The sequence below is a fragment of the Rhodococcoides kyotonense genome, assembly GCF_900188125.1.
GTDB lineage: Bacteria > Actinomycetota > Actinomycetes > Mycobacteriales > Mycobacteriaceae > Rhodococcoides > Rhodococcoides kyotonense.
Genome location: NZ_FZOW01000008.1, coordinates 22,480 through 42,551 on the forward strand (window position 1 = coordinate 22,480; position 20,072 = coordinate 42,551).

Below are 20,072 nucleotides of genomic sequence, written 5' to 3' on the forward strand. Positions count from 1 at the left end.
CGGTCCGGGGAAGTGTCGCGCGTCACAGGTAGCCGTGTCAACTCGATCTAGATCGCACCCACCCAGCGCGGACGAGCACCAGGATGCTCAGGGTGATGCCCCATCCGAGCTCGGACAGCAGGATGCCCACACCTGCCTGGCCGGTGTCGTCGGTACTGGCGTCGATGCTGAATGCCGTCGTGAATCCGGCGGTCGCACCCGCAGCGGCGGCCAGTCCCCCGGCTTTGACCCAGCGCGACAGGTGCGCCGCAGCGAAGCACACCGACACGACCGTGATCCCACATGCGACCACTTGCCACGTCGGGAATTCCCTGGGCGCCGGGAGGCCGGGGCCGCGACCGTATGCGGACCAACTGAGCCAGCCCGCACAGGCGACGAAACCGCCGAGGAAGGCGACGGACCCGGTCGCCACGAGGCCGAGGCCGTCGGCCCGAGGGTCTTCCTTCATCTTCACCGCTCGAATGGAATACGCCCATACGACCGTCGGGAGGCCGACGAATGCCGTTACTACCCAGAGAAACTGCGACCAGGGGTACATGCGGCTCCAAACTACTCGGGTAGACCTCAGCCGATCGGTGTGGTACTTCTTGGATATGAATACATTCGACACGTCGAAAGGCGCATGAGCGCCCGCACGTTGCCCACTTTCGGTGCAGAGGCACCGGGGTGCAGATCATGAAGCTCGCCGAAGCCCTCGCAGAACGAGGCGAATTGACAAGGCGCACCGAACATCTGAAGGTTCGGATTCTGGCGAATGCTCGCCACCAAGATGGTGAATCACCAGCGGAGGATGCGTCTGCACTCCTGCTGGAGCATGCTGCCGCACTCGACCGCCTGGAAGTGTTGATCCGACGGATCAACCGATCCAACAGTGCAGCGACGATTCGAGGCGGCACGATCACCGACGCGCTCGCCCACCGAGATGTGTTGCGCATCAGGCACAAAGCGATCACCGCGGCTGCCGACGCAGCATCCGGTCGAGAGCACGAACACCGCTACGGGCCACGCCAGCTACGTTCGGAGTTGGTTTACGTTGCAGCGCTTCCTGTTTCATCGTTGCGTGCGACTGCCGATGACCTAGCCGGGCAGATCCGGCAGATCGACCTCGACATCCAACGCGTCAACTGGGAATACGACCTGATCGACGACTGAAATCCTGCCGGGTAGTAGGTAGCTTTCGTTCGAAGCGAGCACGATCCGCGGTCGGCGGACATCCGACCAACCTCCTGCGTGGTGAGCAGCGCCCGACACGGACAATGCAGCTCAGTACATTTCACGCACGACGGTGCACCGCGTACATCACACCACCGTGTGCTGGTCGAACGAGAGCGAGGGTGGGCACGGGGCCACCCGGCAACAACGAGCGATGGGCATCGCTGGTTTTCAGCACCTTTGGCGGATCCAATCGTGTCACAGATCCGATATGCGCGGCCAATGCCGTAAGCAGCGCATCTGACTGCGAGAGCGCCCATCCGAGTGCCGCCGTGAGGTCCACTTCGTTTCTGCCCAGCAGGTCGTAGACGCTGGACGCTACTCGCCCATACTTTGTCAACACGTGCCACTCCTGCAGTAAGTACTAACCGACGACGTCGATGACATTCGCTCGGAGTGTCGGCACGGTCTGACTGCTACCAAGCGTCGTATCGTAGGTGGTGGTTCCGACAACCTCGACGTACATCGTCACAATGTCTTCTGCGATAACGTTAGCGCCGACTGTTGGATCGAAGTTCACAATCGTGTTGTGGTCGAAGTCGTACCAGTTCGAGCCCGGGTTCGCCGCAGTCTCTACGCGGAAAGTAGACGGCCCAGTTATCGAATCGAACTGAGTGACATACCCGTACACGACAAGTTTGCGCCCCTTGGCCGCATTAGGATCTCGTACCAGAATCCCGTAGTCGCGTTCAGAGATACGTGCGTAAGTGGACCGGTCGAACTTTGCCGCTTGCGCGGCGGCCGCTGCCTGTTGCGCCTCCACTGCCCGGCGATTCTGTTCTGCCGCGGCTTCGGATGCCCGGGCCTTGGACACCTCCGCTGCTTCCGCTCGTGCGCTGGCAGCAGCTGAGACCGCCGCGTCTCTCGCTTCGATTTCGGCTGGGCTCAAAGCCGACGTAGTTGCGGCGACAGTCGCCCGGGTGGTCGTTGTTGTGGCCCGGTCAGGCTCGGCGTCACCACCGGTGCTGAGTGCTCCAATTCCGATTCCGACCGCCAATATGCAGACACCCGCGATGCCGACCTTCAGCCTCTGATTCATCACCGGCGATGACATGCGTCCGGGCGGCATCGCACCGCCGCTGATCGAGCGCCAGCTGTCGCCATCCCAATAGCAACCGTTAGCCTCGTATCGCCCCGTCTCGGGATTCAACTTGTGCGAACCAGGGGGCGGCGTCACGTTCGTGCCCGGCAGAGGCCGCCCGGCTTTCTGAACGCTGCCATCGTCAGGAGTAACTGGCTGATCGATCCGCTTCCAGGTTTCGCCGTCCCAGTAGCAACCGTTAGCTTCGTATCGTCCAGTTTCCGGATTCATCCAACTGGCCCCTGGGGGTGGCTTCATCGCCCTCTTCTTGAACGTCGAATTAGATTTGCTACAGGCTACCGGCTGGAAGACCTCCGAGCGGCCCAGCCGGCCAATCCAAGAACAAGTTTGGGCGAACTTCATTTTTTGTCAGCGACGACCGCCGTCGTAGCAGCAATACACGCCGGCCGCGATGTCCGACAAGAAGCTGCTTCTTCCAATGGTTTTCGTCAGAATCCGGTCAGCGCTGAGACACATGCCGGGTCCGAAGCCTAATTGCCGGATTCAACAGAATGTTCATGTGTTCGAATGACACACTGCTGTCGCCGACGCACTGAAGTAGCTCACCCTAAATGTCACGATCTGACGCGCTACGTCGTCGAGTAAGGGACAGGACGAATCACGAGACGAAGGACGACACGATGCTCCCGCACGTCAACATCAGCAAGCAATTCCCCGACGCCTACAAGACCTACATCGAGCTCGAGAAGAATGCCGTGGAGGCTGCCGAGGCCGCGGAGCTGCCCCGCGCCCTGGTCGAGTTGGTGAAGATTCGCGTGTCGCAGATCAACGGCTGCGCGTTCTGCCTGCGCATGCACGCCCGTGACGCCGTCGCGGCAGGAGAAACGGCCGACCGGCTCGCTGTACTCGCGGCCTGGTGGGAATCGCAGTACTTCACCGAGCAGGAACAGGCAGCGCTGACGCTCGCCGAGCGAATCACGCGTATCGGCGACGAGCACACAGCGCCTGCCCCGGAAGTCGACGTCGCGTCAGCGCTCACCGAGAAGCAGATCGCTGCCGTGACGTGGGTGGCCATCACGATCAACGGGTGGAACCGCATCGCGATCTCGAGCCACTACCCGGTCGCTCCCTGACCGGCTGAGCCGGACGCCCAACCGCTAGTTGCCCGAAGGAGGACAGTCGAACTTGCTCTCGACGTCGGTCAGCGGGAACCACGACTTCGCCGCCGCACGCATGGCCTCGGTCAGCTTCGAGTACGGCTGCGGAGTCAGACCCGCGGACCGTATCGCGCGGTCGAGGTAGTCGCGGACGAGCCAGACGTCCTCGGGCCGGGCGCCGTCGAGAGCGAGGACGGCATTCACTCTCTGTTCGACGATCTCGAGCTTCGCTGCGAGCTCCGACTGTGAAAGCCCTGACCGCACCAGGTTGGCGTGCAGTTCGTTGCTGGTCGCGGCGCGTTCACGTTTGGTCAGTGACACCGGAATCCTTCCGATCGACGACAGGGCAGTCCCACCAGGGTAGGTCGAACGTGCCATGGGCCATGATGGTCCGATGGGTCGTACTGAACGCGGTTCTCACGTAGGTCGTGTGGTGACCGCCGGGCTTGTCGGAGTACTCATCGGCGTGTCCCCGGTGTTGATCGTCGTGGTTCGAACGTTCGTCGGCCTGGCTCCCGACGTGTCGGTCGCAGTGTCCTACGAGACCTTGATCGCAACGTATCTGGCCAGCGCTGGCCTCGCATACTGCGCCGCGGTAGCGGCCATCTACGGGGTATTGAGGGTCAGTAGAGACGAGTTCATCCGCCGCACAATGATATTCGTAGCTGCATTACTGCCGCTCGGCACCGTGGCCGCCACCGGAGCAGGCGTCGAGACAGCTCGGTTGCTCGGTTACACCACGACGGCGTCGACGACAGTGGCCGTCGTGCTGACAGTTGTTGCCGTGCTCACGGCGACATTCGCCGGTGCACGCGGCTGGGCCCTGCGACCCGCGCGTCTTCGTGTGGAATCCTGGTCCGGTGAGTAGGCAATGGATCGGGACAGTTGCGGTGGCGTCGGCGTTCGGTGGCCTTCTGGGTCTGGTCGCGGCCGGGGTATGGGCCGTCGACCAACCGGAGATCGACGGTCCGCAGTACTACCTGTCCGAGTCCGAAGGTGATGTGATCGAACCGTTTTCAGGGTTTCAGAGTGCACCCGACGATCCCACGTTCACCGGCGCAGGCTTCTGGGACTTCGCCCCAGTGGCAGACAACAATCTCCCCGTGTCGCTGTGGTTGGCACTACCGATCTCGACCGCTGTCGTCGGCGCAGCTGTCGGCGCGGGCGCGTCGGCTGTGGGTGTGCGCGTCACCCGCAGCCGACGGCCTCACGACGAGGTCTTCACCGACCAGGGGCGCCAATGCCCGCCGGACGGCGGCTGAACGGCTTTGCTCCGCAACGCTGCTGCGCGTTGACGGGACAAGGGCCGCTTGCCGCTCCTACTCCAGTCGGCACCCTTCCAGGTGTGTTCCAAGATCCGCCGCCCTGTAATACGTTCGAACAGTTGACCTTCCACTACGGCCGTGCAGTACTCGTGCAATACCTGCACGGCGTCGTCGGCATCCTCGTCGCACGCGTCACAGCCACAGGCCGGCAGCGCGATCTGTTGCCACGCACCAGCAGCGACGTATACACCTGGAAACGATGTGACGGTTATAGTCAGCGGCGCTTGATCCGGTTGCGTAGGAGTCACTTTCATCGTTCGCAATTCTCGATCAGTTGCTCCAGGTCCGAGGGTGACGGTGACGTCGAACCTCCGCTGCAGGTCAGCAATAAGCTCCTCGGCTGCAGGGACCAGCGGCGCGAATCGCTCGGGATTCGTCACCCGTCCGTACGCTTCTTCCGGCGGATCCTCCACCACGCTCACCTCACATCAGACTTCGATCACTCGGACCGGAGTCGAGTCTCAGCGATCAAGGTGACGCGGCGCAACGGAATTAATCGGCGGTTCTCACCGCGAACCCGGCTTTGCCTGCTTCGCCATCTTGGCGGCCTTCTCGGGCTCAGGGGTCTTGCGGTTGTCGACAGCTTCCTTCTTGGTCGCGTCGTCACCGCCGACGACGTGGTCGACCCCAGCGATCAGGGCGTCGTAACCCTGCTGCGCGACAACGGCTTTGTCGTTCTTCCAACTGTTGTCGCCGAACTTGGTATCCCCCATGCCCGCGTTGGCATGGAAGTCACTGTCCGTCGCGCCCGGAAGCAGTGCCGTCACCGTCACTCCGGTGTCGCGCAGTTCCTCACGCAGTGATTCGGCGAACGAAAAACCGAACGCCTTCGACGGCCCGTACACCGTTTCATACGGCGTCGGAGTTGTCGCCGACACCGACGACACGATCAACAGCTTTCCACGCCCGTTCGAAACCATATGCTGCACAACCCTCTTCGCCATGTGAACGGTGCCGGTGACGTTGATGGCGATAAGCCTCAGCTCGTCATCGAGATCGTTGTCCACGAACGCTCCACCGTGTCCGATCCCGACATTCAACGCAGCTGCCTCCACCGGCCGACCGAGGTCGTCGACAAAGGTCCAGAAGCCCTCCACGCCGTCGTACGTAGCGGCGTCCGCGCGGTGGGGGTACGCGTCGACCCCCAGTTCACGCAGCGCATCGGCCGACTCGAAGACGCGTTCGCTTTGGCCGGATATCGCGACGTCGTAGCCGTTCCGAGCGAACTGTTTCGCGAGCTCGAATCCGATACCGGAGGATCCGCCGGTAACCAGAGCAAGCGGACGAGCGTCGGGCATGATGTGGTCCTTTCTCGGGGTTCACTCATCCGCATGCCCAGGTTGTCCGTCGAATAACCAGCCTCCCGGGGAGCGAATGACGCATCCGGTCACTCAGAGTGTGCGAAGGCGGCATTCGGTCACCGGGGGAGGTTGGAACCCACGATGCGGTCCGCCGCCCCACGCAACGCGCTGGAAATCGCATACATCGCCGGTGTGTACTGCCGTCGGGCGAGGGAGGCGATGTAGATGACACGCGTCGGGACCCGGTCTGCTGCGCGGAACGCGAGAGGACGCACGTCGGGCCGGTGGTGCACCACCGCAAGTCCCGGGACCATCGCGATGCCGACGCCGGCGGCAACCATCGCCTCGATCTCCTGATAGTCGTGCGCCTCGTACACCACCTCGGGCTCGAAACCGACTGCCCTGCAACTACGAAAGAGTACTTCCGCCGCAGGATGGTCGTTGCTTCGAATGATCCACCGCGACCCCTTCAGGTCGGGGAGCGCCATCTCGTGGGACGCACGGTCGTCGTCGACGGGGAGCAGCAGCTTGGTCTCGTCCTCCATCAGCGATTCCAACGACAACGACCTCTCGGCCTCCTCGGTCCACGCGTAGCTCCACAGCAACGCCAGATCGACCTCGCTCGAATGCAGCATGTCGAGCAATTGGGGGCGTACCGCTGACCGGACGCGCACGTCGACACCCGGCCATCGTGCGTGATACTCCTTCAACGCATCCGACAACAGCGACGCACTGACCGTCGGGAACGAACCGAGCCGCACCGCTCCGCGTTCCAACCCGCGGATCGCTTCGAGATCACCACTGGCGGCGCGCATCTCGCGTCGGAACAATCTCGCTCGGCTGGTGAGAATCTCCCCGGCCTCCGTCAGCTGGACGCCGCGGGGCAAACGCGTCAGGACAGGCTGTTTGATGCTGTTCTCCAACTTGGCAATTCGTTGCGATGCGGCCGACGCGGTCATGTTCGCGCGCTCGGCACCCGCAGTCAGCGACCCGGCTTCGGCGATGTCGAGAAGCAGGAACAGCGTCACGACGTCGAACGATTGCTGCATTCTCGATGCCTGCCTTCAGTTGAGCTAAACAGAGTGGTAGCAAAACCGTATTGTCCTGAATCCAAGCGGTCAATAGTGTGACTTGGACAACGTTTCAGCGCTGAATGGAACCGAGCACTACTCCAGCCACCGAAAGACCCTCATGACCTCCATCGAGATACTCCCGCTCATCGCGCTCGTCGCGATGTTCGTGATCGCCACGTTCTTCCCCATCAACATCGGCATTCTTGGCTTCATCGGCGCGTTCGCCGTCGGGTACTTCGCACTCGGCTACGACGACAAGGAAATCCTCGAGGCATTCCCGAGTTCGATCGTCCTCACCATCGTCGGCGTCACCTATTTCTTCGGCATGGCGAAACGCAACGGAACCATCGACCTGCTGGTCAACTCGTGCATACGCGCCGTGCATGGCCGCGTCACCGTCGTACCGTGGGTCTTCTTCTTCGTCGCCTCGGTGCTCACCGCTCTCGGCACCTTCAGCCCAGCCGCAGTTGCTCTGATCACCCCGGCAGCCATGGCGTTCGCCGCGCGCACTCGGATGAGCCCGCTGGTCATGGGCATCATGACGATCAACGGTGCACACGCAGGCGCTTTCTCGCCGATCAGCGTGTCCGGTGTCCTGGTTCGCGACATCGTCGAAAACAACGGGCTCAGCATCGACCCGTGGACGCTGTTCTTCGCCAGTTACGGCATCAACCTGCTGTTGTCGGTGCTGACCGTCGTCGGATATGCAGCTCTGTCGCGCATGCGCGGTCTCGAGTACACCGCGACCGGAACGACCAAGCCCCTCCCGACGACGGGTTCACGCGACGACTCCCCATCCCTGCCGTCGGGTGGCAGTGGCGGCACCCAGGTGCTGGCAAGACCCACGACGACAACCCTGGTCGACGCACCCGCACCGGTCACCCGTGTTCAGAAGCTCACGCTGTTCCTGACCGCAACCTTGCTCGTCCTGGTTCTCGTGTTCCACCTGCCGATCAGTTTCATCGCCATCGCGGCAGGCGCCGTCCTCGCGTTCACCGACCTGAAGAAGCAGAGCGAGGCCATCGCAGGTATCAGCTGGTCGACGGTTCTCCTCGTCGCCGGCATGGTCACCTACATCTCGATTCTCGAAGAGGTGGGGACTATCGACACGCTCGCCCACTTCGCGATCACGCTCGGCGCTCCGATGCTGGTGGCGCTCGTTCTCTGCTACGTCATCGGCGTGACATCCGCATTCGCGTCGTCGACAGCATTGCTCGCCGCGGTCATCCCGCTGGCCATGCCTCTGCTGGGCACAGGAGCCCTGCCGGTAGTGGGCGTCGTCGCCGCTCTCGCGATCTCGGCGACCGTCGTCGACGTCTCCCCGTTCTCGACCAACGGTGCGCTCGTTCTGGCCAATGCCCAGAACATCGAACGTCCCCGGTTCTACCGGCAACTTCTGGTTAACGCGGGCGTCGTCGTCGCAGTCGCTCCGGCGCTGTGCTGGCTCGTACTGGTCATCGCACCCAGCCTGGTTTAAGCATCCCTGAACGGCTCGAACATATTTCGTAATTGTGCTTTACCCCTGGCCCACGCAGGCTGGAGTGCACCGAGATCGACGAAAGGCACAACAGATGTTCACCCTACGAGGCACCTGGATGCGCGGCGGTACCAGCAAGTGCTGGCTGTTCAATGCCGTCGACATCGACCCGTACATCGCCGACGCCGGCGGCCTCGACAACATCCTCACGGCCGCGTTCGGATCCGGAGATCCCCGCCAGCTCGACGGCGTGGGCGGCGGAAGCTCGACGACATCCAAAGCCGCGATCGTCCGGCGGTCGAGCGCCGCGGGCATCGACGTCGACTACCTGTTCGCGCAGGTGGCGATCGACAGCCGCACCGTCGAGTGGGGTAGCAACTGCGGTAACTGCGCGACGGCCATCGGCCTGTACGCACTGCAAGCAGGGCTGGTAGCCGTCGACGACGCGGTCACGGTCGTGCGAATGCGCAATCAGAACACCGGGGCAGTGTTGTCCGCTGAAATCGCCACCCCCGGTGGTCACGTCCCCACCGAAGGCGACGCCACGGTCCCCGGAACCACCGCGCTGGGGGTTCCCGTGGGACTGACGTTCACAGATCTTCACGCCGACAGAGTGACCTTGCTGCCCACGGGTGAAGCTCTGGACGAGATTACGTTGCGCGACAAAACCTTTCGCGGGACCTTCGTCAATGCTGGAGCGCCCGCCGCACTGTTCGACGCATCGGACCTGGGGCTCGGTGGCGCAGAAGACATCGCTGATCATCTGCACACCCTCGTCGCGCTACGGCGTCAGGCAGCTCTGCGCATGGGTCTGAGCCGACCGGAGGATCCGATCACACATGCGATTCCGAAGGTCGGGATCGTCGGCCCGCCAACGGATTACCGCACCACTGCCGGTACCGACGTGGATGCTGCCGACTACGACATCTCGGTCCGCATGATGTCGATGATGGCTCCGCACCCGGCGATCGGACTGACGTCGGCGGTGGCGGTCGCAGCGGCTGCGACGGTGTCTGGCGGCGTCGTCGCGTCGAACGCCCGAATCGGGTGGCCCGGCTCGCTCCGAATCGGCACGGCTGCAGGCATTCTCGACGTCGACCTCGCACTCGATCCCAACGGGATCCTCCAGTCGGTGACACTGCACCGCGCGGTGCGTCGGATCGCGACGGCGGAGTTGTTCGTGGCAGTGCCCGTTCTCACGTAAGCCCGGTCGGGGCCGGGCGGTGAAACCGAGGTTTGATCGCACCGCCCGGTGGAACCCACCTTCGTGTACTCATCCTGTGACACCTCATGTTGAGCGGGCTCGGCCTGGTTCTCGCTGCCGTTGCGCTGATCGTCGCCGCCCAGGTGTTGTCGAAGAAGACCACCGTTCCCGCCGCAGCATTGTTGACGCTGGCGGGTCTCGGAGTATCCGCGACACCCTTACCCGACATCGTTCTCGACCCGGATGTCGTCTTGACGCTGGTCATTCCACCGCTGCTGTACAGCGCGGCACTCAACTCGTCGCTGGTAGCGATCCGAAAGAACGCACTGACAATCCTGAGCCTGTCGGTCGGTCTGGTCGTTGCCACAGCGGCGGTCGTCGGAGTGGGCCTGTATCTGCTGATACCGACCGTCACGTTGGCTGCCGGTATGGCCTTGGGCGCTGCCGTCGCGCCACCCGATCCCGTCGCAGCATTGGCCGTCGGCCGACGCGCCGGCATTCCGCCGAGGCTCGTGACCCTCATCGAGGGTGAAGGCCTGCTCAACGACGCGACCGCGCTGACGATGCTCACGGTCGCCACGACGGCTATCGCCATGTTCGACATGTCCCCCGCCGAAGCCGGTGGCTTGTTCCTTCTCGCGGCGGTGGGTGGCGTCGCCGTCGGCGCAGCAATCGCGTTCGTCATCCGACTCGTTCAGCGACTCATCGACGACCCGCTGCTGCTCAACATCGTCTCGCTCGTGACACCGTTCGTCGCATACCTGGCAGCGGAGCACATACATGCGTCGGGGGTTCTGGCCGTCGTGGTCACCGCGCTGATCGTCGGGCACGACACTCGCCACGCCGCGTCGAGCGCAAGCCGTCTGCAGACCGGCGCAGTGTGGCGACTGATCGACGTGCTGCTGGAGGGGTTCGTCTTTCTGTTGATCGGCGAACAGCTACCCACGGTGGTCGCCGGACTGTCCGCCTATTCGCTGTCCACAGTGGCCACCGCCGTCGGCGTGACGTTGGCAGGCGTTCTGCTGCTCCGACCCGTGTGGCTGTTCGTCACCGAGCGTGTTCCGCGTCGAAAGAATCGCGCCGCCGCCGACGTTCCGCGCCTGCCCGGTTCCGAGATCACAGTCATGAGTTGGGCAGGAACGCGCGGAGTCATCACCGTCGCAGCGGCATTCTCACTGCCCCTGACCCTCGACTCCGGTGAACCGTTCGTGGCCCGAGACCTGTTGCTGTTCTGCGCTTTCCTCGTCGTACTCGTGACCGTGGTAGGTCAGGGAACTACCTTCTCGCCCCTTGTCCGCCGCTTGAAGGTTCGCGCAGACGACGCGGCCACCTCGCGGGTACGTAACGAGGCCAGACAGGGTGCGGCAAAGGCTGCACTCGAGCAACTCGATCGGATCGCGCGCGACGAGAAGCTGAAGCCAGAGGCGGCGGCTGCTTTTCGGGAGGAGCTGGAGCATCGCATCGAGCGCTACCGCCGGCGACTCGATCATCTCGACAACGACGACGACGCGTCCCTGGTCTCACCTGCTCAGCAGGCGTCGCTCGGCACCCGCCGCCGGATCATCGCCACACAGAGGGACGAACTACTGAGATGGCGCGATGCCGGTCGGCTGCCCGACGCCGACATGCGGGTGCTCGAACATGAACTCGATCACGAGGAGCACGGGATGCACTTGCCGGGCCCGTCGTGAGTGAAAATGTGTAGAGGGCTATACATTTTCACTCACGTGGGGATTCGGTCAGAAAATCATCGAGGTCCGCGTGCCTCGTCATCTCCCAGTAATCGACTATCCGCCATGGCAACGTCGACACGACGCGTCCGGCGTCGTTGCGGTACCAGTTGCTCATACCTTCGTGCGTCCAGATCATGTGTGAATGCGCGTCGTCGTGTCGTCGCACATAGTCCTGTTCGACCTCGGGCTTGCACTCGACCGAACCGATCCCGTTGTCCGACATCGCGTTCAGAAGATCGACGATGTATCGCACCTGACATTCGGCGATCGTGATGTAGCTACCCCCGTGCCCCAGAACAGTACCCGGGCCACACGTGATGAAGAGATTGGGAAAATCCGGGACGGTGATGCCGAGGTGCGCGTGCGCATCCTCCGGTCCCCAGAAATCCTTGATCGACCGCCCCGACCGGCCGCGAATGTCGATCGGGCTGAGCAGCTTGTGCGTCTCGAAACCCGTCGCGAGAACGACGACGTCGACCTCCACCTCTGTTCCGTCCGTTCCCACAACGGAATTCGCGCCGATCGACGCTACGCCTTCCGTCACCAGGGTGACGTTGTCGCGCTTGAGTGCCGCGAACCACCCGTTGTCGAGCAGCATGCGCTTACCGAAAGGCGGGTAGTCGGGCAACGACTTCTCGATCAGATCCGGCCTACCCTCCAACTCTTTCTCGAGGTAGCGCGTGAAGACCCTGCGGTGCGCGTCGTTGATCGCGTTGATCGACCGGTCCGGGGTTCCCCATTCCGGATCGACCTGCAACGACGGATGCACGCGATCATTGAAATTCCATGCCAGCCTCGCCCGGTACCACAAGCGGTACAGCGGAACGGCCTCCATGAGGTAGCTGACGTCGCCGTCGATGGGCTCGAAATACACATCACTCGACGCGACCCACTGGGGCGAGCGTTGAAAGACGGTGGCGTGTGCAACCTTCGACGCAACGGCGGGCAGCACCTGCATCGCACTCGCACCGGTTCCGACGATTGCTACCCTCTTTCCGTCCAGATCGAGCCCATCCGGCCACTCGGCGGTATGGAATATCGGCCCCTCGAACGTGTCGATTCCAGAGATCTTCGGCAACTTCGGCCGATTCAACTGACCTGTGGCGGTGATGACGACGTCGGCTGTGAGTACCTCGCCTCCGACGGTGGTCACCGTCCAACACTGGCCACTCGCATCGTAAGCAGCATCGGCCACCTCGGTGTCGAAGCGAATTCGTCGTCGTAGATCATGTTCTGCTGCAACGTCACTGAGGTATTGCCATACCTCGTCCCGTCTTCCGAAATGGGTGCTCCACGAACGCGGGGCGAACGAGTAGGAGTACAGGTGGCTCGGTGTGTCCACGCCTGCACCGGGATAGGTGTTCTCGAACCAGCCACCACCGACGTCCGAATTCTTCTCCAGAACAACGTGTTCGATGCCCACCTCGGACAACTTGATCGACGCGAGCATTCCGGACACACCCGCACCGATGACGATGACCGACAGACCGTTGCGCGCAGGGCGTCGTACAGGCTCCTCGGCGAAGCCCATGTCCTCGGCGACCATCGACGCGAACTCGGCCGGGACCGGTTCACCGACCGCGACGCTGATCATCTCGACCAACTGCTCACCACTCGGCGACGGCACAGCCATGGGTGTCCCATTGGACCAGTCGACGATCGCGTCGAGCGCTGCCGCCCGGATTGTCGACGCGACCTCGGGTGCGAACCCACCGCTGTCGTTGTCGTCCATACCGCGGCTACGGGTCGGCCGGTACGGCTCGTCGGACCACGTTTCGTCCCCGGTCAGCTGGTAGAGCACCGCAACGAGGCTCGGCATGTTGGCAGCGTCCAGTGCACGCGCCAGCCGAGCTCGATCGATCGCAATCGCAGCAGTGACGGTCACCATCTACCTCCTCAGAACGAAACTTCTCCAAAACTAACCATGGTTAGGCACTGGAACACAAGACCTCGAGCACGCTGGGTTTTTAGCCCTTGACAATGTGGCACACACCACATGATGCTGTTCTCCACACCTAACAGCGGTCAGGCGAAGGGAACGACATGGAACTCACCGAGGCAATGCGCACCACCGGCACCTGCCGCCACTACGCGGACACTCCGATACCGGACGACGTCTTCCGAAACGCGTTCGATGTCGCGCGCTTCGGTCCACAAGGTGGCAACCGCCAGCCGGTCCGTTGGATCGTCGTGCGCGACGCGGCCCGCAAACAGGCCCTCGCCGACCTCTACCTCCCGATGTGGGACGCGTACTTCGCCGGCATCACCGGGGGTACGGTCGCAGTCGGTGCACTGCCCAAAACCGTGCAAGACGCGGATCACTTCGCTCGCCACCTCGCCGACGTGCCCGCCATCGTCGTCGTGTGCGCCGCACTCGACGGGCTTCACCCCACCGATCACGAACTCGGACGACTGTCCGTTGTCGGTGGTGCATCCATCTACCCGACCGTCCAGAACCTGTGCCTGGCTTTGCGCGATCAGGGCGTAGCCACCGCCGTGACGACCCTGCTGTGTCACGAGGAACCGGCCATCCGCGACCTTCTCGAGATTCCCGACGAGTACATCACCGCCGCACACATCGCCGTCGGATACCCGGAGAAGTCGTTTCCCAAGAAGCTGACGCGTAGTCCCGTCGAAGAGATCGTCGCGCTCGAGACGTTCTCGCGGCCGATGTTCACTCCTGCCGCTGCCCTGTAGACCCGCTATGTCCTGTAGACCTGTCGCCCTGTAGACCGAGGAGCCACGCCATGCCCGACACAGCCGCACATCACCGCTCTCGCATCGGCCGCGCCACCATCGGCGACCAGTTACGACGCCACGCACGCACACAGCCCGACAAGATCGCATTCATCAGCTATCGAACGGACGGCACACGCGACGTCACCACCTACGGCCAACTCGACACGCGGGCAAACCAATTCGCGAACCTGCTCATCGACCTCGGCGTCGGGCACGGCGATCGCGTGGCTTCGATGGCGCGAAACAGTGTCGATGTCGTCGTCGCCTACTACGGAACCTTGAAGGTCGGGGCAGCGTTCACCGGGATCAACGTCCTGTATCGCGAAGCGGAAGTGCGCCACCAGCTCGAGCATGCCGAGCCGACGGTCGTCGTCGCAGACGCGGAATTCTCCGATCTGATTGCATCAGTGAAGCCAGACGCCACCACGCTGGTTACGTTCGGCGAGAACTACATACAGCTGACGTCAAACACTCCTGCCGACGAACCCGACGTGGACATCGACGAAAACGACGTCGCCATGGTCATCTACACGTCCGGCACCGAGGCCGCGCCCAAGGGTGTGATGATTCCGCACCGCAACTTCCTCATCTCGACAGCACCCGCGTGGAGTTGGGGACTGCGCACCGGCCCCGAGGACACGTGGCTGTTCGTGATGCCGTTCCACACCATCGCCGGGCTCGGCTCGATGACCACTTTGACGCTGATGGGCGCCACCCTCGTCCTCCCCGCGACCGTCGATCCCGAACAGTCGTTACGCATCATCGCCGACGAGAAGGTGTCGGTCATCGCACAGACACCGACTTTCTATCTCGCCCTCGCACGTCAGGCGACGTTCGGACAACATGCCGTCGGCCAGGTTCGACGCTGCCTGACCTATGGCGGGCAAGTCTCGCCGCACACAATCTCGGCGTGGGCTTCGGCTGCGCCAGAGGCAATCTGGGGAACCTACTGGGGTCAGTCGGAACTGTCGCAACTGGGATCGGTGGGTTGGTTCACGACGCTCGACGACATCCCCGGCGGGGATGCATCATGGATAGGCAAGCCGGTGACCCACCTCGAAATCAAGGTCGTCGACACCGATGGAAACGACAGTGAGATCGGCGAATTGCTCTGTCGCACTCCGTCCGTCATGCTCGGATACTTCAAGGACGATGCAAAGACAGCAGAGGTGTTCGACGGAGGATGGGTCCACACCGGTGACATGGTCCGTGTCGACGCCGACGGAAATCTGTTCTTCTACGATCGGATGAAGGACATGATCAAATCCGGAGGTATGAACGTGTCGTCTCAGGAAGTGGAACGAGCGATCCACGCGCATCCCGACGTACTGCGTGCCGCCGTCGTCGGAATGCCCGATCCCTACTGGTCCGAGGCTGTGACCGCGTTCGTCATCGCCGCCGAGGGGTCCTCCCCCGATCCCGCCGCGATCATCGAACACTGCCGAGGGCAGCTCGCGTCGTACAAGACACCGAAGGCCGTTCACATCGTCGACGAGCTTCCTGTCGACCCACAGGGCAAGATTCTCAAGCGCGAGTTGAGAAAATTAGCAGTCGAGGAGACCGTGTGACCCTGCCCGACAACACCCACGACATTCCCCGTGAGGTCAGAACACGTCGACGCAAGGAAGACATCGCAGCGAAGGCCGCAGAGATCTTCGCTCGCGACGGCTACGCCGCCGTCGGGATGCGCGACATCGCGGACGCCGTCGGAATCAAGGGCGCGAGTCTCTACCACCACTTTCCGTCGAAAGAGGACATTCTGTTCGCAGTGTGTCTCACTGTCACACAAGAGCCCGTCGAGCAGACGCTACCGTTGCTCGATGCGCCGGGAACTCCAACCGAGCGACTCGCGGCGCTCGTGCGTGCGCATCTGGTTCACCTCAACGGACGGCGCCTGGAATACATTGTGGGACTGCATGAATTGGCATCCCTGACGCCGGAGCACCGCGCCGTCATCGAGGACTATCGTAGGCAGTACCAACGACGTGTTCGCGATGTGATCGCCGCAGGTATGCGCACAGCAGAATTCACTGTTCGAGACGCACGATTGGCGTCGTTCGCCTTGGCCGACATGCTCAACGGAATCAGCAGCTGGTTCCACGACGACGGCGCCATGAGTATCGATGACGTCGCCGACGAATACGTCGACCTCGCCGTCCACCGACTCCTGGGCGGACAACGATGATCGGCGGGTACGTCGACCCCGCGTTTCAGGGCGTGTACGACGCGTTGGCATCCAATCTGTCGTCCGGTGAGGAACTCGGAGCCTCCATCGCCATCGATGTCGACGGCAAACGCGTCGTCGACATCTGGGGCGGGCACCGAGATCCGGATCGGTCGGTGGCTTGGACCGAAGACACCATCGTCAACGTCTGGTCGACGTCGAAGCTGGTCACCAACCTCGCCGCGCTCATGTTGTTCGATCGCGGCGTGCTCGATCCGTACGCACCTGTATCGAAGTATTGGCCCGAATTCGCCGACGGCGGGAAGGAACTGGTCGAGGTGCGACACATTCTGTCGCACACGTCGGGCGTATCCGGTTGGGACAGACCATGCTCCATCGAGGACCTGTACGACGCGCCGAGCGCCGCCGCGCAGTTGGCACGACAGGAGCCGTGGTGGGATTCACGCACGACATCGGGCTACCACGCCGTCAGCCAGGGCGCACTCGTCGGCGAACTGGTACGGAGAACGACGAGAAAGACACTGCGCCAGTTCGTGTCCGAAGAAATATCGACACCGTTGGGTGCGGACTTCCAGATCGGTGCCCGAGAGCAAGATCGGGGACGTATCGCCGACATCGTGCCACCGCCGGCTCCGACCGACGTAGTACCCGACCCACTGAAGGTGCGTCGTCGAACATTCTTGGGACCCGTCGTACAGGCGGGCGCCGCGAACACGGCCGAGTGGCGCCGCGCCGAGATCGGCGCAGCGAATGGGCACGGCAACGCTCGATCTGTTTCGACGATCATGTCGGCACTGTCGCTCGGCGGCGTCGTGAACGGGGTGCGGTTGTTGGGGCCAGACGCGGTGGCCCTCGCGTTCGAAGAACAGGCCAGCGGAATCGACCTGGCGCTGGGAGTCCCGCTGCGTTTCGGTATGGGCTACGCACTGCCCCAACAGGATACGGTCCCCTACATCTCGGACGGTTGTTTCTGGGGTGGATGGGGTGGTTCGTTGACCGTCATGAATCCGAACACCCGGACGACGTTCTCCTACGTCATGAACAAGATGGGGCCGGGAATCATCGGGTCGGATCGGGCGCGAGACTATTACCCGTCGTGGGATGCCTAGGTGCCACAGAAAGTCTGAAACCCCTCCGCAAACTGAAGTGGCGCAGGCTCGGCGAACGCCTCCCACCCGGCTCGGACCTCGAACGGGTGGGTAACGACGTCGAGCAACTCCTCGAACGGGCCGAGGTCGCCGGCGGTTGCGGCCTTCAGCGCCGCATCGACGTGGTGATTCCGCGGGATGTACAGGGGATTGACTCGGTCCATAGCGTCGGCGACCGCTGTCGAATCCTCTGGCAACACTAGGCGCCAGCGCTCGACCCACGGCTCCAGCACCCCCAGATCGGCTGCGCCGGAGCGTAACTCGCTGGCCAAGAGGCGGAACGTCCCGGTCCAGTCGAGGCCGTTCTCGCGCATGAGGGTCAGTAGATCGTCGGCCAACGCCGGATCGAGTTCCGCCACACCCAGTTTCGACGCGAGGCCCTCCGCGAAATACCTCCCGTATCGGTCTGCGAAGCTCTCGAGCACAGCGGTGACCGCGGGGATGGCGTCGTTCGGGTCGTCCGTCACGAGCCTCAGCAACGTTTCCCCGAAGCGTGCGAGATTCCACTGCACCACCCCCGGCTGATTGCCGAACGCATAACGGCCGCCGTGGTCGATGGAACTGAAGACCGCATACGGATCGTAGGCATCGAGGAACGCGCACGGCCCGTAGTCGATGGTCTGACCCGAGATGGTGGTGTTGTCGGTGTTCATCACCCCGTGCACGAACCCGACGAGCATCCATTTGGCCACCAACGCGGCTTGCGCGTCGACCACTGCTTCGAAGAACTCCAGGCACCGGCCTTGCAGGTGAGGGTAGTGACGGGCGATCGCGTAGTCGGCCAGGGGCTCGAGCAGGCCTTCCTTGCGCGCCGCGAACTCGAACGTCCCGACCCGGATGTGGCTCGCCGCGACCCGCGTCAGGACGGCGCCGGGCTCGGGACCACTGCGCATGACGTCGCGACCCGTCGCGGTGACGGCGAGCGAACGCGTCGTCGGGATCCCGAGCGCGTGCATGGCCTCGCTGACCAGGTACTCACGCAACATCGGACCCACGACCGCAAGGCCGTCACCGCCGCGGGAGAACGGTGTGCGTCCCGAACCCTTCAGGTGCAGGTCCACGCGCCCATCGGGGCCCGCCAACTCGCCCAGCAACAGGGCCCGGCCGTCGCCGAGCAGAGGGGCGTAACCACCGAATTGGTGACCGGCATACGCCATCGCAACCGTCTTCGCACCCTCCGGCGCGGTGGCCCCAGCCAGGACGTCCGGCGCGCTGCGCAGGGCGTCCGCGTCCAGGCCGAGCGTCGTCGCCAGTTCTTCGTTGAGCACCAGCAGCCGAGGCTCCGGCGCCTCCGCACCTGTCCACGGGACCGTCAGGTCACTCAGCTCGTCGGCGTAGGTGCTCTCGAGCCCCAGGAGAACTGCAGTTGGTGCGGCCATTCCTCGAGGGTAGCCCCGCGCCCTCGCGACCTGTGAAGCTGCACGTCAGGGCCGCAGCCGACGCACCAGCATCGCCGAAGAACCTGCGAGGACGGCCGAGAGCAGCAGGCACAGAGCGACTTCGGTGAACTGGAACCTCCAGAACAGCCTGTCCGAGTGATAGAGACTCTCGTAATGATCGACGCCGGCAGCGCGTAGACAGTCTGCTCGCAGCGCTGCGTCCTCTGCGTACCGCGCGTCGAGGCGGGCTTCGTATTCGGCGTTCGTCTCGTCCGGACCCGGTTCGATCCAGTCGCCAGCACTCGAGATGCACGCATCGGGAGCAACGACCACCCGCTCGCCTGCAGCGTCCACGTAGTCGGCCCCCACTGACCATTCCGGATAGAAATCTTCATATCCGAGCTGCGAGTACGACGAATACGCACCGTTGAAGATGTCTTCGAGCGGCAGTTCGTGCACCTGCGGTGTCGCATAATGCTCGCGTATCTGAACAGGAAACAGCACCAGCGCAAGAACAGTCAGGACCAGGGTCGCGATCATTGCACCGACAGTGTGCCGCAACAACAGTGCAGTCGTGCTGCCGATAGTCAGTCCGAGGGCGGTATATCCGGCAGGGGCCAGACCGACCGAACCGAACACCGGGAATTGAAGCCGCGAGTCGATGACACCCGCGAAAGTGAAGGCGCCCGAGAAAGATTGGTAACGCGCCCAGAAGAAGACGACCCCGAGTACGGCCATGGCCAGCACTACCGGCACGAACACTACAAGAACCCGAGTCCAGTACCAGCGTCGTCGACTCACCGACTGCGTCAGGCCGAGAACGTGTGTCCCTCGTTCGATGTCGCGCGAGAAGACTGTGACACCGACGAACAACCCCAGCACGACGGGAAGCACGATGGTCGCCATCGACGCTAGCGTGAGCGTCGACTCGGCGAAACACTGCGACGACGAGTAGCCGAAGCATTGAAAGAACAGAACCCCGAGCGGTCGACTCCCGCCGATGGTGAGTGTCAATCCGAAAACGACTGCAGCAATGACTATCGGCGTCAGGACACCGGCGAGGATCGTGGCGCGAAACTGTCGCCACGTCACCCAGA

At 63.1% G+C, this 20,072-nt stretch carries 20 protein-coding genes; 11 read left to right on the forward strand and 9 right to left on the reverse strand.

The window, feature by feature from the left end; all coding sequences use genetic code 11:
- Window positions 1-37: 37 nt before the first annotated feature.
- Window positions 38-538, reverse strand: coding sequence for a hypothetical protein (locus CHB96_RS14515; RefSeq protein ID WP_089247401.1), 501 nt, complete (start codon window positions 536-538; stop codon window positions 38-40).
- Window positions 539-675: 137 nt separating this feature from the next.
- Here CHB96_RS14515 and CHB96_RS14520 point away from each other — a divergent pair, with 137 nt between their 5' ends.
- Entirely contained in the window at window positions 676-1,152 is a 477-nt protein-coding gene (locus tag CHB96_RS14520) for a DIP1984 family protein (protein ID WP_089247816.1), read from the forward strand.
- A 424-nt stretch (window positions 1,153-1,576) separates the two neighbouring features.
- Here the strand turns inward: CHB96_RS14520 and CHB96_RS14530 are convergent, their stop codons facing one another.
- Window positions 1,577-2,524, reverse strand: a complete 948-nt coding sequence (locus CHB96_RS14530; RefSeq protein ID WP_141136485.1) for a hypothetical protein — start codon at window positions 2,522-2,524, stop codon at window positions 1,577-1,579.
- 410 nt (window positions 2,525-2,934) lie between these two features.
- Here CHB96_RS14530 and CHB96_RS14535 point away from each other — a divergent pair, with 410 nt between their 5' ends.
- Window positions 2,935-3,387 (forward strand): carboxymuconolactone decarboxylase family protein, encoded by a 453-nt coding sequence (locus CHB96_RS14535; RefSeq protein WP_089247407.1) that lies wholly within the window; start codon window positions 2,935-2,937, stop codon window positions 3,385-3,387.
- 24 nt (window positions 3,388-3,411) lie between these two features.
- On the opposite strand, the gene CHB96_RS14540 is transcribed toward CHB96_RS14535, so the two are convergent.
- The gene (locus CHB96_RS14540; protein ID WP_089247409.1) at window positions 3,412-3,789 is read right to left on the reverse strand and encodes a DUF2316 family protein; all 378 of its coding nucleotides are present in this window, start codon (window positions 3,787-3,789) and stop codon (window positions 3,412-3,414) included.
- A 55-nt stretch (window positions 3,790-3,844) separates the two neighbouring features.
- On the opposite strand from CHB96_RS14540, the gene CHB96_RS14545 reads away from it, so the two are divergent.
- Window positions 3,845-4,279, forward strand: a complete 435-nt coding sequence (locus CHB96_RS14545) for a hypothetical protein (RefSeq protein WP_141136486.1) — start codon at window positions 3,845-3,847, stop codon at window positions 4,277-4,279.
- Window positions 4,272-4,673, forward strand: coding sequence for a hypothetical protein (locus CHB96_RS14550; protein WP_141136487.1), 402 nt, complete (start codon window positions 4,272-4,274; stop codon window positions 4,671-4,673). The genes CHB96_RS14545 and CHB96_RS14550 overlap by 8 nt, the downstream gene beginning before the upstream one ends.
- Here CHB96_RS14550 and CHB96_RS29975 read toward each other — a convergent pair.
- The 3 genes from CHB96_RS29975 to CHB96_RS14560 form a co-directional block, all read right to left on the reverse strand.
- A complete protein-coding gene (locus CHB96_RS29975) occupies window positions 4,619-5,158 on the reverse strand; it encodes a DUF6226 family protein (RefSeq protein WP_141136488.1) in 540 nt (179 codons plus the stop codon). The two genes, CHB96_RS14550 and CHB96_RS29975, sit on opposite strands and share 55 nt — an antisense overlap.
- An 84-nt stretch (window positions 5,159-5,242) precedes the next feature.
- Complete coding sequence (locus CHB96_RS14555; protein WP_176444296.1) at window positions 5,243-6,034, reverse strand: SDR family NAD(P)-dependent oxidoreductase; 792 nt, start codon at window positions 6,032-6,034, stop codon at window positions 5,243-5,245.
- 119 nt (window positions 6,035-6,153) lie between these two features.
- Window positions 6,154-7,086, reverse strand: coding sequence for a LysR family transcriptional regulator (locus tag CHB96_RS14560; RefSeq protein WP_089247415.1), 933 nt, complete (start codon window positions 7,084-7,086; stop codon window positions 6,154-6,156).
- Window positions 7,087-7,228: 142 nt separating this feature from the next.
- Between CHB96_RS14560 and CHB96_RS14565 the strand changes: the two genes are divergently transcribed.
- From CHB96_RS14565 to CHB96_RS14575, 3 genes are all read left to right on the forward strand, one after another.
- The gene (locus tag CHB96_RS14565) at window positions 7,229-8,587 is read left to right on the forward strand and encodes an SLC13 family permease (protein WP_089247417.1); all 1,359 of its coding nucleotides are present in this window, start codon (window positions 7,229-7,231) and stop codon (window positions 8,585-8,587) included.
- A gap of 94 nt (window positions 8,588-8,681) precedes the next feature.
- On the forward strand, window positions 8,682-9,791 hold the full coding sequence (locus tag CHB96_RS14570) for a PrpF domain-containing protein (protein WP_089247419.1): 1,110 nt from the start codon (window positions 8,682-8,684) through the stop codon (window positions 9,789-9,791).
- An 86-nt stretch (window positions 9,792-9,877) separates the two neighbouring features.
- Window positions 9,878-11,482 carry a Na+/H+ antiporter gene (locus CHB96_RS14575; RefSeq protein ID WP_089247421.1) on the forward strand — a complete coding sequence of 535 codons (1,605 nt, stop codon included), beginning with the start codon at window positions 9,878-9,880 and terminating at the stop codon, window positions 11,480-11,482.
- A 28-nt stretch (window positions 11,483-11,510) separates the two neighbouring features.
- Here CHB96_RS14575 and CHB96_RS14580 read toward each other — a convergent pair whose 3' ends face one another.
- A complete protein-coding gene (locus tag CHB96_RS14580; protein WP_176444297.1) occupies window positions 11,511-13,412 on the reverse strand; it encodes a flavin-containing monooxygenase in 1,902 nt (633 codons plus the stop codon).
- A 155-nt stretch (window positions 13,413-13,567) separates the two neighbouring features.
- On the opposite strand from CHB96_RS14580, the gene CHB96_RS14585 reads away from it, so the two are divergent.
- Genes CHB96_RS14585 through CHB96_RS14600 form a run of 4 tightly spaced genes read left to right on the forward strand, consistent with a single transcriptional unit; the run spans window position 13,568 to window position 17,557 of the window.
- Window positions 13,568-14,221: a nitroreductase family protein gene (locus CHB96_RS14585; protein ID WP_089247423.1), complete on the forward strand. Its 654-nt coding sequence runs from the start codon at window positions 13,568-13,570 to the stop codon at window positions 14,219-14,221.
- A 50-nt stretch (window positions 14,222-14,271) separates the two neighbouring features.
- Complete coding sequence (locus CHB96_RS14590; RefSeq protein ID WP_089247425.1) at window positions 14,272-15,831, forward strand: class I adenylate-forming enzyme family protein; 1,560 nt, start codon at window positions 14,272-14,274, stop codon at window positions 15,829-15,831.
- Window positions 15,828-16,448 (forward strand): TetR/AcrR family transcriptional regulator, encoded by a 621-nt coding sequence (locus tag CHB96_RS14595; RefSeq protein WP_089247427.1) that lies wholly within the window; start codon window positions 15,828-15,830, stop codon window positions 16,446-16,448. The genes CHB96_RS14590 and CHB96_RS14595 overlap by 4 nt, the downstream gene beginning before the upstream one ends.
- Window positions 16,445-17,557 (forward strand): serine hydrolase domain-containing protein, encoded by a 1,113-nt coding sequence (locus CHB96_RS14600; protein WP_089247429.1) that lies wholly within the window; start codon window positions 16,445-16,447, stop codon window positions 17,555-17,557. Before CHB96_RS14595 ends, CHB96_RS14600 begins: the two co-directional genes overlap by 4 nt.
- Here the strand turns inward: CHB96_RS14600 and CHB96_RS14605 are convergent.
- Together CHB96_RS14605 and CHB96_RS14610 are read right to left on the reverse strand one after the other, a co-directional pair.
- Window positions 17,554-18,975 carry a protein adenylyltransferase SelO gene (locus tag CHB96_RS14605; protein WP_089247431.1) on the reverse strand — a complete coding sequence of 474 codons (1,422 nt, stop codon included), beginning with the start codon at window positions 18,973-18,975 and terminating at the stop codon, window positions 17,554-17,556. The two genes, CHB96_RS14600 and CHB96_RS14605, sit on opposite strands and share 4 nt — an antisense overlap.
- Before the next feature lie 45 nt (window positions 18,976-19,020).
- Entirely contained in the window at window positions 19,021-20,067 is a 1,047-nt protein-coding gene (locus CHB96_RS14610; protein ID WP_176444298.1) for an ABC-2 membrane transporter-related protein, read from the reverse strand.
- Between the last annotated feature and the right edge of the window lie 5 nt (window positions 20,068-20,072).

Coding starts and splice junctions, on each gene's coding strand:
- CHB96_RS14575 (WP_089247421.1), top strand. CDS start 9,878: ATGTTGAGCGGGCTCGGCCTGGTTCTCGCTGCCGTTGCGCTGATCGTC.
- CHB96_RS14530 (WP_141136485.1), bottom strand. CDS start 2,524: ATGAATCCGGAAACTGGACGATACGAAGCTAACGGTTGCTACTGGGAC.
- CHB96_RS14515 (WP_089247401.1), bottom strand. CDS start 538: ATGTACCCCTGGTCGCAGTTTCTCTGGGTAGTAACGGCATTCGTCGGC.
- CHB96_RS14600 (WP_089247429.1), top strand. CDS start 16,445: ATGATCGGCGGGTACGTCGACCCCGCGTTTCAGGGCGTGTACGACGCG.
- CHB96_RS14535 (WP_089247407.1), top strand. CDS start 2,935: ATGCTCCCGCACGTCAACATCAGCAAGCAATTCCCCGACGCCTACAAG.
- CHB96_RS14520 (WP_089247816.1), top strand. CDS start 676: ATGAAGCTCGCCGAAGCCCTCGCAGAACGAGGCGAATTGACAAGGCGC.
- CHB96_RS14590 (WP_089247425.1), top strand. CDS start 14,272: ATGCCCGACACAGCCGCACATCACCGCTCTCGCATCGGCCGCGCCACC.
- CHB96_RS14555 (WP_176444296.1), bottom strand. CDS start 6,034: ATGCCCGACGCTCGTCCGCTTGCTCTGGTTACCGGCGGATCCTCCGGT.
- CHB96_RS14585 (WP_089247423.1), top strand. CDS start 13,568: ATGGAACTCACCGAGGCAATGCGCACCACCGGCACCTGCCGCCACTAC.
- CHB96_RS14565 (WP_089247417.1), top strand. CDS start 7,229: ATGACCTCCATCGAGATACTCCCGCTCATCGCGCTCGTCGCGATGTTC.
- CHB96_RS14580 (WP_176444297.1), bottom strand. CDS start 13,412: ATGGTGACCGTCACTGCTGCGATTGCGATCGATCGAGCTCGGCTGGCG.
- CHB96_RS14560 (WP_089247415.1), bottom strand. CDS start 7,086: ATGCAGCAATCGTTCGACGTCGTGACGCTGTTCCTGCTTCTCGACATC.
- CHB96_RS14540 (WP_089247409.1), bottom strand. CDS start 3,789: ATGGCACGTTCGACCTACCCTGGTGGGACTGCCCTGTCGTCGATCGGA.
- CHB96_RS14570 (WP_089247419.1), top strand. CDS start 8,682: ATGTTCACCCTACGAGGCACCTGGATGCGCGGCGGTACCAGCAAGTGC.
- CHB96_RS14605 (WP_089247431.1), bottom strand. CDS start 18,975: ATGGCCGCACCAACTGCAGTTCTCCTGGGGCTCGAGAGCACCTACGCC.